Consider the following 11,663-nt stretch of genomic DNA (forward strand, 5'->3'; position numbering starts at 1 on the left):
TTCGTACCCTCCTATAAGATATTTTGACCCACAGCTTTTTCCACATTATCCTGGACTCGTTTTTTTCCGATTCCACGCGATCCAGTATGATTGGGGATCAAAATGATGGCAGGTTTCAGTTTTGCATCATAGCGTTTTATGGTTTCTGGAACCATCTCTGCCAATTGTTCAGTTAAATATATTACTCCATAATCTTTATCCGCCATACTGTCAATGATCAGACGAGCTTCTTTAGCTTCAGATGCGAAAGACACTGAAAAACCCAACATTTTAAAAACTAAAACAGAGTCTTTGTCTCCGACAACACCAATTTTATTCGGCATAGTTTAAACGCATCCTTTCTCTGATTTGATCCGCAGATAGTCCATTTTCTTTACCCGATAATATCAAACGTAAATTTGTTACTTCTATTTCTTTAGCATATAGATAAGCTACGACAGGCATTGGCCCAAATGATTCTAGGCGTGCTTCACGCATTTTTTCCATATAAGCGTTATCCGTTTCATAGTCAACTTTTATTGTTGATAGTTCCCCAGTGTCCGTATCCACTGATTTATCAATAAGTTGGCGATAATCTGTCTTCTTGTAAAACTGAGCAACGGCGTTTAAATCTTCACCGATCAGATTCAACAATTCTGTTTTGGGAACAGATCCTGAACTTGACAAAACAGTTAACATAAAGTTACGTGTGCGGTTTTGTTTCAATCCCCTTACGAGTGTTGAAAGATTATTATAATCAATATAACGTTCGATCAATGCAGGTATATCAGTTTCACCTGTCTCATCAGCTAAAAGCCGTAAGTGTGTGAAAAATCTTCTGTCTAAGATAATATCAACCGACTGCACATTATGATATTCTTCATATTCTGTTCTCACTTCATTTATGCTATCCATATATGCTTTAGGCAGTACCTCAGATTCTCCGAGACGAACTGCTTGACGTAAGTCGGAGATGGGGTATCGTCCAATAGGAATAAACAAGTGATCTAAATCCTGATCAGTTATCTCTTCTTTGAATAAGACTTTTAAGTTGTGATACGCATACCTTAATCCAACAAGTTCGACTAATTCCGTATTCGGAACGATCTCAAACATCTCGTTATATGTTTGATGTAACTCGTTCATGAACATCGAATCATAATTTTTGTCTTCTTTAATTCTATCAACATCATTACGATAAGGTGTTTCGCGTAAAACATTAACAGCTTCTTCAAACGAATCTGATGTCAGCATTCTTTCAAAATGAGCTCGAGTGAGGAGGTCATTTTCATAGATACGAATGAGAACATTACTTGCTCCATATGCACTATCTTTCAAAACCATTCCCCTCTCTAAAATAATTCATTTGATATTTCGGACAAAATATCATTTTTCAATTCTTCTACAAGTATATCAAATATGAAGTTATAATCGATGCCCTCTTTTGCCACGATTAAACCTGATTTTTTTGAGATTGTTTCATCAGATACACGAACACTTAGATTTTTAGGTGCATTATCTTTGATCCAGCCTGTATCAACTAAATTTCTGGACTTTTCACCAAAAATCAAAGTGACTTCTTTTTCGTTTTCAAAATTTTGTAATACATCTAATACAAAAGTTTGGAATGTTTTTTTATCAAGCGTATCTAATTTATCTTTGGTATCAACAAACACTTGATTCAATAAGTTTTGTTTCGCTGATAAAATTTTATTGCGTTTTTTGATTTTTAACGTATTTGTTTTAATTACATATTCTTTTTTAACTTTTTCTTCAACATCGTCTTTAAGTTGTTGTCTCTTTGCAACTTCTGCTGCTTGTGAAGCTTCAATCTCATCTTCTGCCGCAACTTTAGCTTGCTCAACTTTCTGACGGAGCGCTGCTCTTTCTTTTTCAACAACGCGTTCTGTTAATAATTTCAAGTCAGCCATCTTTTGGATTTCCCTCCTATTCAATTACAATTAAAGAAAGAAAGGAATTGAGTTGATACTAAAAGCATATATTTGCTTTCACTGTATTATCTCAAATCCCTTCATTCATTTTATTAGATAAATATAATCATCATTAAGGAAATAACGAAACCTAAGATAGCATATGTTTCAACCATCGCTGAGTAAATAATACCTTTGGTAACGTGTTCCGGTTTTTGAGCTAAGATTTGCATAGCAGCTACTGAAACGCGGCCCTGCAAAGTACCTGAAGTTAAACCTGTAAAACCTACTGGTAATCCAGCTATTAAATAGTACCAACCTTGTGATGTACCTAAATCTGTTGTTAAGTTAACAATAATCAAAAGTCCGATAACAAAACCATAAAGACCCTGTGTAGCTGGTAACATTTGTAAAACTAATGCACGACCGAATTTTTCAGGCTGTTCTTTTGTTAATGCTGCAGCTGCTTCACCGGCAGATCCAACACCTCTTGAAGAACCCATTCCTGATAAAATAACAGCTAAAGCAACACCTATTGCACCAAATACAAAACCTAGATTTTCACCAAAAAACATTTCGAAATTACTCATTATACTTTTCCTCCATTTACATTTATATTTTTATTTAAAATTTGAATCCTTAATTTTTCTGGTCTAACCAGATATGTTTTTCCAGCGTTTTCAACGGAGTGAGCGGATGTCCGCCCCCTTCAAAGAATTTGCCAAAGAACTCAACGTATTGCAGACGAGATGAATGCACGTATGCACTCAAGAACGTCAACGCTATATTAAGCGTGTGTAGGGCAACAATAATCACTACCCCTACTGTAAATCTGGCATAGACGGGTAAGAAACCTATGATCATGTTGAAGGCCATAGCAATATTTGCACTCGCTACACCTAAAGCCATCAAACGTGTATAAGACACGATATCTCCGACATAACCTGAAATGCCATACAAATTATAAGCACCTAAGCCTACTCCAAGCGCCGTGTTTGGTGTTGAAATAGCACTGAAGACAAGAATACCAATAGCATTAACAACAACAATTCCAATTCCTATCTGTGTCATTAATGTGCTATCGATCAGCAAGGATCCCGCTACCCATAAGATAAATCCAACGAGCATCATTGCCCAAGCATAACCATCAATATATGAAGATGCTCTTTGACCTTGGCGATTTTTTATGATCCCATTTAAAATAAGACCATAAAGTAGTTGGACTAATCCCATCACAACCGAGATTATCATTATCAGTAAGACATCCTCTTGTAATGACAGCACTTGAAATGGCAACTCGATTCCAAACAAACTACCGAAAAATATGCCGAATGCCATAGTCGGATACGAAAGCACATGCAAGAATTTAACAAAATTCCCAGTAGATCCTTCAATGTTAAATACCTTCATAGAGAACAATGTTGCGCCAAAGAGTAATAATCCGTAACCTAAATCGGCAGCCATCATTCCAAAGAATATCATGAAAAACGGCATCATAAGAGGTGTAGGATCAACTTCATTGTATTGCGGATAACTGAACATCTGTGTAATCATCTCAAAAGGTTGAACTATTTTATTGTTTTTCAAGACGATTGGCACTTCTTTGTACTCTTCTATCTTGACATCATCAGTTAAGATAGCGACTTCGCTTTCTCCTACTTCTTGACTAATATTATTTTTGAGGTTTTGAATTTTTTCTTCTTCAATCCAACCCGTCAATAAGAATAAGTGAGGACTATCAATCAAAATATCTTTGGCTTTATTTCTTTCAGATAAGTTGTAATAATATTCTTCCGCCAATTGTAAATCTAGATAAACTGACTTCCAAGCACTCATTTCTTTCTTTATTTTACTTATGCCTTCTCTTATCTCTTTTTGTTCTAAAAGATTTCGATATAGAGCATCTTCCGGTAAAACGTCATAAAGGTATTTCAATTCTCTGAAACTGTATTGACTGATACTATCCTTTAAGCCTTTAAGTTCATCTTTTGGAAGTATGAATAAATAAGCAATTTCATCGCTTCGTCTGTATACTTCGTCATGATAAATCTTACCGTTTTCTTTGATTGTGTTTACAAGTGGTTCTGAATGTTCTTTGTCTATCGTTCCGATCATGACATGCATCAATTTAAACTGACTTACTTCCTCGGGCATAAAATTGAGTCCACGCCATTTTCTTAAAAACTGTTCTTCTTGTTTCAGGTTTTTAAGTTCTTCATCAAGTTTGTTTAATTGTTGTTCTTTTACTGAAACTTGATGAATCAACGCATCAATATTCGCTTGTTCAACACGTTTTTCTAATTCAGTTAAAGCGAAAACTTCCCGCTTAGACTTAAGTTTTTCAATTAATCCAGGTTTGGCAACATGATCATCTAAATAATCAATAGAATATTCAATGTCCGACAATTTACTCTGATAATTGATTTCTTCCGAATCAGATGTTTCTCTGGTAAAACCTATTAACAAATTTTCTTCAACCTTGTCAGCAAGTGGAATGATTTGGAGACTCTGCATCTCCTGAACACTTTTCAAGACATTATCTTTATGAACATGTTCTGCCAATAAAGTTAATTTTTTCATTTTAGCTATTGCCATATTTACGCAATACCTCCTCTGCTATTCGATTGGCTATTGTATCTTTCTTTTCTTTATAAGCAGCATCGAATTTTACAGTTTCTTCCTGGACCGTTTCATCTATTACTATTTCATCTTTTCTTAAAGCTATTCCAAGCTCGTCATACTTTTCTTTCTGGTATTTCGCTACTTCTTGCTCTGTAAGATTTTTGTGAGTATTTATTTCTTGTTCTTTATACTCTTCAATTTCTCTTATCTCGATTTCAGCATTCGCACGTAGTTCAACAACTCTGGCTTCTGCTTCTTTAACATAATTTATAGCTTCTCGGTTCATTTTCTTCCCCCTTTCAAAAAAATGGACGCAGCTAACAAGCTTCTTCTCACCCTAGAAGAAATTATCCTTGAAAGCTAACGCCCAACCGTATAATAAGTATTGTTAATTCTATTACGAACAAGAGTTATTATAGCATATAACCTTGTACATTGTCAACTGGTATACCAGTTCGGGCGTTTGGTTTATATTTATTCACTGATTTCAAATGATTAAGACGTTCTTTTATCTCCGTAACTAAAGATGGCTAACGAGCCATATCCAGTGTGGGAAGCTACAGTAGGTCCGTAACTTAAAACGATGATTTCTCTAGGATTTACTCTCTCAAGCAACTTCTCTTTAATAAATTCAGCTTCTTCACTCACACCAACATGACCGATAAAAATTGAATGCTCATCTGTTTCAGTTAAATATTTGATTGTTTGATCTACTAAAAAATTTAGAGCTTTCTTTCTACCTCTGATCTTAGCAGCTGGAACTAATTCACCTTCTGTATTCACAATGATAATTGGTTTTACATTCAGTATCGATCCAACAGTGGCCGCAGTAGCTGAAATCCTCCCCCCACGTTGCAAATGTTTTATATCATCTACGGTTACCCATGAGTGGTAATTTAATTTATTATCCTCCACCCAGTTTATGAGTTCCTCTCTTGTGTATCCTTCTTGTTTCTTTTGACAGGCTTCATATACTAGGAGACCTTGACCAAGGCTTGCTGCTTTTGTATCAATGATATCTATGTTGACTTCTTCATATTCATCTTCAAGTATTTTTCTTGCCTGAACTGCTGAATTAAATGTTCCTGACAAAGCTGAAGAAAAAGCTAAATAAACAACAGGTATTCCCTTCTCGATATAACATTTGAACTTTTCTATATATGTGTGCACATTGATTTGAGAGGTAGAGGCTGTTTCGCCATTCTTGAGTCGTTGGAAAAACGCATCTTTATCAAAGTTTTTTCCCATATCATCAATTAATTCTTCTTCACCAATTCTAATCGTAAAATTGACAATATCTATATTGTATCGATTCACTAACTCTAGCGGTAAATCACTACCTGAGTCAGTAATAATCTGATAATCCATATTTTGAAATCACTCCTTTTTTACTACACTATATATTATACTTATTCTCACAATAAATAGAAACATTATACATAAATTAATCTTATTTTATTGACGAATGTATGTTCGTTCGCTATAATATGGGTAACATACGTTCGGGAGAGGATAAATATGAGTAGATCAGCCACGAATAGACATTCACTCGTTGATTATTTAAAAAAAGGATACGGGACACTGTTTACACCGATTGCAAAAGTTCAGGTTCAGATGCCTAGAAATCAAATTTCCACTTATTTGAAAAAGGCTGTAAAAAATCGGTATCCTATTGTTGTCCAAGTTAACCCTACATCTCAATCAGAAAGCATCGTTGAGTTTTCAGGTATAGCTTATTTTTCACCCAAATCGACTCAAATTATTATCAAGTCTGATTTACAGACAATAACATATTTAATTAATGCACGAGACATAAGGCATATCAGAAGACAATAAATACGTAAACAAACTCTATAGAGAGTATCCTCTCTATAGAGTTTGTTTTTTACAAATAACTAGTATCATATGTTCGTTATGTGGATCAAATTATAATATTGGAGAAAATAAGCGGCTAAACTGCTGTTTAAATAATTCCCACTTCGAGTAATCATCTATGATATCTTGAGTTAATAAATATGAGTATTGCATATCTTCCTCAAAGCGTTGGACCTGTTTTTTTGCTAAAAAACGATCATAGATAAAGGCATTCACTTCAAAATTAAGTTTGAAACTTCTAATATCAAAATTAGCTGTTCCCACAGACAATAATTCACCATCGATAACGATTGTTTTAGAGTGCAAGAAGCCATTATCATAGATAAAAACTTCAGCACCATAATGAAGGAGCTCCTCAGCATAACTCAGTGTAGCACGATAAATGAATGGATGGTCCGGTTTATTAGGAATCATAAGCTTGACATTTATTCCGGAAAACAATGCTATCTTTAACGTTTCCATTAATGCTTCATCCGGAATGAAATAAGGTGTTTGAATAAGAACTGATTCTTTAGCCATGCTTATCATCTTAATAAAACCTTTTTTTATTGACTGCATTTCATTATCAGGGCCACTAGAAACGATTTGCATATCAGTAGAGCCTTTTAAAACTGAGAAAGGAAAATAACTTTCATCATATTCAACGATTGCTTCTTTTACCGATGCATTCCAATCCATCAAGAATCGCGTTTGCAACGTAAGAACCCCGTTCCCTTCAATCCTCAGGTGAGTGTCTCGCCAGTATCCCATTTCATCGTATAATCCCAAGTAATCGTCTCCGACATTGAATCCACCCGTATATGCGATTTCCCCATCAATGACTACTATTTTTCTGTGATTTCTATAATTGAGACGTAGATTGATCAGAAAGAATTGTGAACCAAGAAAAGGTTCAGCTTGCCCACCATATTCTCTTAACCGGTCAAAGAAATGTTTTCCCAATACCCTAGCTCCAACAGGATCATAAAGCACTTTCACTTGAACACCCTGTTTAGCTTTTTCTTCCAGAGCATTTACAAGTTTTATCCCTATCTTGTCTCCTCTAAAAATATAATAAGTGACATGAATATGATGTTTTGCTTGACTAATATCTTCCAGCATCAGGTCAAATTTTTCTTTCCCGTCACTGATCAGTTTGACTTTATTTCCTTTTGTTAATACTGCTTGATTACTTTCTAGAAATAGACGAATCAATTCAAACGTTTTATCTTGATACAAAGATTCCGGAACATCTAAATTTTCCGATTCAATCAATTTCTTTTGTGATTCAACTAACTGGGACATGCCAATTCTCTCTTGGGATTGGATGTCAAATGTTTTTTCTTTGGAAATTTTTCGCCCTAAAAATAAATAAATAACGAATCCAAATCCCGGTAACATTGTAATAACTAATAGCCAAGCCCATATCGCTGCGATATCTCTTTCTTTTTCCCGAAAAACTGTAAATAAAGCTAATATCGAGTTAAGAAATATGACTATCCAAAAAAGTGTAAATATAATATTCATTTATGACTCCTTCTAAAAGCCTCTATTTGTTTCAGTTTACATTAGCACCACTATTTCTGTCTAGTTATAAGGGAAGAATTCGATCATTATTTATTTTTAGGATGAAAAATAAATCGAGAATTTCTATATAATATCAACATGACTACCATGGTAACCAACGCAGTCACCATCATACTTATACCGTTCATTACAAGCGAAAATAAAAACGCACTTAGTCCCCACAAAGCGTAATCTCCCCAGAATATCCAACCGGCAATAAAATGCCAAAAATAACGACCTACTGCACCCGCAATTACAGCAACTAATATATAAAACTGAACGGTTTTATGATTGTTCAAAGAAATATTCCGAAGAATTTCCTTGCTGTAAAACCCGGCTACTCCGACAAAAGCGTAGGCCAACGTGTACTCTATAATAACTTGATAAATATTTAACATATAAACAGAACCCGTAACGAAATGTAACAGCCCCCACAAAAAACCAGCATAGAGTCCTGGCGCGAGTCCCCGTCTTATAGCATAAAAGGTTAGTGGAATCATCCCTAAGGAAACACTGAACGACGAGCCTATGCCTGTAGGAATAAGTGACAGCACCATAGCTATCGTTGCAAATAACGTTCCTTCTAAATATATACGTAATTTCTTATTTCGCATAAAAAATCTCCTCCCAAGTAACAAACTGAACTAGGGAGGAGAGATTTTTTGAAATATGAGCATGAATATACTCATATCACATTGTTTTCTCAAATAAGTACTCTTCCTACGCACGCATGAACGTACAGGTTCGAAGGGTTTAAACTATCAGTTCACTCTCAGCCAATCACATTGACTCCCCTAGTACAGTATTATTTTATTATTCTACAAAGTGCTTTATCTTGTGAAACGTCTATTCTGATTTACTTCCATTATAACAGGTAAGATAATTGGACGTCTTTTTGTTTTCTTGAACAAGTGACTGTTTAAAGCTTCTCTTATATCGCGTTTTATCGAACCCCAATCAAAATCATTGTGCTCCAGGTTCTCATTCACAATATCTTTTACGATTTCTGATGACTCATTTATTAGATCTTGGCTTTCTTTAACAAAAACAAATCCTCTGGTAACTATATGTGGATTCGAGACGATTTTTTGTTTTTTACGATCGATCGTCACAACTGCTACGAAAATCCCGTCTTCTGATAACAAACGTCTGTCTCGTAAAACGATATTTCCTATATCTCCAATACCGATTCCATCAATAAGAGTATTATCAGCAGAGACTTGGCCACTTTGAGTCATTTTATTTTTAGCATAACTCACTACATCTCCGTTGCTCAAAATAAAGATGTTTTGATAAGGTATACCTGTTTCGTGAGCTAAACTAGCATGAGCAGCTAGCATTCTATATTCACCTTGAATCGGGATAAAATACGTTGGTTTGAGTAAATTGATCATTAATTGCAGATCATTAGGTGTTGCATGTCCAGATGCTTTTATGTTATCTGAAATATGCTTAACTGTAGCTTCTGCACGGTAGATCAAGTTTTCAGTTTTCGCAACCATAACTTCCATTGCAGTTGAGGGACTTGTTGCAATAAAAATCAAATCGCCTTCTTTAATATTGACCTGCGGGTGATTGCCGGTTGCCATACGATTAAGCGTTTTGATTGGTTCGCCAGCAGCCCCAGTTTCTAATACAAGAATTTCATCATCGTTATATTTGTCGATTTTATCTACTGGTACGATTAAATTATCGTCCGGTAAGGTTAATTTATTTAATCTTAAGGCCGTTTCTAAAATAGCTTCTAAGTTTTTACCCGTTATAAATACTTTACGATTAGAATGGTGCGCAGCATTTAAAACTTGTTGAATACGTAAAATATTACTTGCTACGGCCGCAACGATTATACGACTACTTGTATTTTGGAAAGTATCCAAGACTTCTTCCTGGACCTTTTTCTCAGAAACATTTTCAAAAGGACTTTCGGCTTCCCCTGAATCACTCAGTAAGGCAAGAACGCCTTCTTTACCCAAATCTGATATTTGAGATAAATCGCTTCTGTAAATATCTTGAGCACTTTGATCAAATTTAAAGTTACCTGTATAGACAATATTACCTTCTTCAGTTTGTACAGCAATACCCATCGAATCCGGTATCGTATGTGTTGTACGGAAAAACTTAACGATTGTACCATTAAAATCAATTTCTGTTTTTTCATCAATAACATGAAAGTCATCAAATGAAGGTTTTAAATTCGAATTATTTACAAACAGTTTTGCTAACTCTATCGTCAATTCCGATCCAAAGACAGGCACTTCAAATAAATCCAAGAAATAAGGTAATGCTCCGATAGCGTCTTCATGGCCGTGTGTCAAAAAGACACCTGCTATTCTATCTTTATTTTCTTCTAAATAACTAAAATCCGGAATGACAGCATCAATACCAAAGAGTTCGTCTTCCGGGTATATGAGCCCACAATCAAGGACAAAAATGTCCTCTCCCGATTCCACTACATATAAATTCTTACCATTTTCTCTTACTCCTCCAAGAGGAATAATTTTAATATTACTCACTATTTCCCACCTCTAAATAAGCTTTTCAGCTCTTATTATTTTATAGTTTTTTTCACCTATGTGTTGTCCGTTCGTTAACAATCGTATATAAAGTATAGCACATAAGTAGGCAAATTCCTACTTATCCGGTATACTGAGCATCATATGATTTCAGTTATTTTTAAAGGAGCCTATTATGTCTGCGAGTCAATCGATTATCACACTGCTAAAAACCCATTACCCAAATGGTATTGATCTAACGAGCCTTGCTCAATTATCAGATAAATCTGAACAAGCCTGCATGGATTTAGTCCTATCTCTTAAAAAAAATGGCTATCCGATTTCTTTAAACAATCAATCAGTATCATTCACTCTACCTTTAATTCATCCTCCTGTGATCGAAGGGAAATTGAAAGTTGCGAAGCTGGATAATGCTATCTACTTTAAAGATTCATTAGCTTCGACGAATACCACCGCACTGTTAAATTTAGATCATTTCAATTCTGATACACTTGTTTTAACGGATCATCAAACAAATGGCAAAGGTAGACTCGGCCGCAAGTGGAGCGATACTTTGGGCAAATCGGTTGCCTTCTCTCTTGTTTTAAAACCCACTATAGCACATGATCAAATCCCTTTATTTACACAGCTAGCTGCAGCCGCTTTATGTCTAACTCTTTCTAAATTTGGTGATACAAAAATAAAATGGCCAAATGATTTGATTTTAAACGGCAAAAAGGTAGCTGGTATACTAACCGAATCTCAATTTAGCGGTTCTAATCTAATAGGTGTAGTAATTGGCATCGGTATTAACACAAACAAAGCTAAAGACGATTTTGACTCCGATTTAAAAAAAAAAGCAACTTCACTTTTAATAGAATATGACAAAATCATAGATCCAAATGCTCTTATCAGTGATTATTCAATAAACTTTTACAGACTTTATTCTGATTGGATAGCGTCTTCAGATTCTTCTCCTTTTATAGCTATTTGCCGTTCTTCTTCTCTTTTGATTGGTAAAGAAATAAAAGTGAGCACTAATTCTGAAGAAGAACGAGTCGCTCTAGTTAAAGATATCAACGATTATGGAGAATTAATTATTCAATACAATGATGAAGCTATACCTAGAACTTTACGAACACTCAATTACTCTATCAGAGGTTTAAACGGATATGTATGAATGAATGAATAAAAAAAGACCATCCAGATATAGTCAAAA

At 34.9% G+C, this 11,663-nt stretch carries 12 protein-coding genes, 1 riboswitch and 1 other annotated feature; of the genes, 2 read left to right on the forward strand and 10 right to left on the reverse strand.

Translation table 11 applies throughout. The features are described 5' to 3' along the window. Positions 1–11 precede the first annotated feature (11 nt). From ACO1PF_RS01270 to ACO1PF_RS01300, 7 genes are all read right to left on the reverse strand, one after another. The gene (locus tag ACO1PF_RS01270; RefSeq protein WP_423189571.1) at positions 12–323 is read right to left on the reverse strand and encodes a V-type ATP synthase subunit F; all 312 of its coding nucleotides are present in this window, start codon (positions 321–323) and stop codon (positions 12–14) included. After that, on the reverse strand, positions 313–1,317 hold the full coding sequence (locus ACO1PF_RS01275) for a V-type ATPase subunit (protein WP_423189572.1): 1,005 nt from the start codon (positions 1,315–1,317) through the stop codon (positions 313–315). Before ACO1PF_RS01275 ends, ACO1PF_RS01270 begins: the two co-directional genes overlap by 11 nt. 14 nt (positions 1,318–1,331) lie before the next feature. Further along, positions 1,332–1,910 (reverse strand): V-type ATP synthase subunit E family protein, encoded by a 579-nt coding sequence (locus ACO1PF_RS01280; protein WP_423189573.1) that lies wholly within the window; start codon positions 1,908–1,910, stop codon positions 1,332–1,334. 113 nt (positions 1,911–2,023) lie between these two features. Further along, positions 2,024–2,500, reverse strand: a complete 477-nt coding sequence (locus ACO1PF_RS01285; RefSeq protein WP_423189574.1) for a V-type ATP synthase subunit K — start codon at positions 2,498–2,500, stop codon at positions 2,024–2,026. Between the two features lie 49 nt (positions 2,501–2,549). Continuing rightward, complete coding sequence (locus tag ACO1PF_RS01290; protein WP_423189575.1) at positions 2,550–4,505, reverse strand: V-type ATP synthase subunit I; 1,956 nt, start codon at positions 4,503–4,505, stop codon at positions 2,550–2,552. Then, positions 4,492–4,818, reverse strand: coding sequence for a hypothetical protein (locus ACO1PF_RS01295; protein WP_423189576.1), 327 nt, complete (start codon positions 4,816–4,818; stop codon positions 4,492–4,494). The genes ACO1PF_RS01290 and ACO1PF_RS01295 overlap by 14 nt, the downstream gene beginning before the upstream one ends. 40 nt (positions 4,819–4,858) lie before the next feature. Further along, positions 4,859–4,905: a sequence feature (sodium ion sensor (DUF1646 type); this cis-regulatory element may regulate processes involved in with the transportation of sodium ions), on the reverse strand. Between the two features lie 122 nt (positions 4,906–5,027). Further along, positions 5,028–5,900: a DegV family protein gene (locus ACO1PF_RS01300; RefSeq protein WP_423189577.1), complete on the reverse strand. Its 873-nt coding sequence runs from the start codon at positions 5,898–5,900 to the stop codon at positions 5,028–5,030. Between the two features lie 150 nt (positions 5,901–6,050). On the opposite strand from ACO1PF_RS01300, the gene ACO1PF_RS01305 reads away from it, so the two are divergent. Beyond that, positions 6,051–6,368: a hypothetical protein gene (locus tag ACO1PF_RS01305; protein WP_423189578.1), complete on the forward strand. Its 318-nt coding sequence runs from the start codon at positions 6,051–6,053 to the stop codon at positions 6,366–6,368. 90 nt (positions 6,369–6,458) lie between these two features. Here the strand turns inward: ACO1PF_RS01305 and cls are convergent, their stop codons facing one another. The 3 genes from cls to ACO1PF_RS01320 form a co-directional block, all read right to left on the reverse strand. Further along, the gene (gene cls, locus ACO1PF_RS01310) at positions 6,459–7,913 is read right to left on the reverse strand and encodes a cardiolipin synthase (protein ID WP_423189579.1); all 1,455 of its coding nucleotides are present in this window, start codon (positions 7,911–7,913) and stop codon (positions 6,459–6,461) included. 86 nt (positions 7,914–7,999) lie between these two features. After that, positions 8,000–8,566, reverse strand: coding sequence for an energy-coupled thiamine transporter ThiT (gene thiT, locus ACO1PF_RS01315; protein ID WP_423189580.1), 567 nt, complete (start codon positions 8,564–8,566; stop codon positions 8,000–8,002). Between the two features lie 85 nt (positions 8,567–8,651). After that, positions 8,652–8,758, reverse strand: a riboswitch (TPP riboswitch). Between the two features lie 24 nt (positions 8,759–8,782). Beyond that, the gene (locus ACO1PF_RS01320; RefSeq protein ID WP_423189581.1) at positions 8,783–10,465 is read right to left on the reverse strand and encodes a ribonuclease J; all 1,683 of its coding nucleotides are present in this window, start codon (positions 10,463–10,465) and stop codon (positions 8,783–8,785) included. A gap of 175 nt (positions 10,466–10,640) precedes the next feature. Between ACO1PF_RS01320 and ACO1PF_RS01325 the strand changes: the two genes are divergently transcribed. After that, positions 10,641–11,624: a biotin--[acetyl-CoA-carboxylase] ligase gene (locus tag ACO1PF_RS01325; protein ID WP_423189582.1), complete on the forward strand. Its 984-nt coding sequence runs from the start codon at positions 10,641–10,643 to the stop codon at positions 11,622–11,624. The last annotated feature ends 39 nt before the right edge of the window (positions 11,625–11,663 follow it).

Source organism: Alkalibacterium sp. f15, from assembly GCF_049389645.1.
GTDB lineage: Bacteria > Bacillota > Bacilli > Lactobacillales > Carnobacteriaceae_A > Alkalibacterium.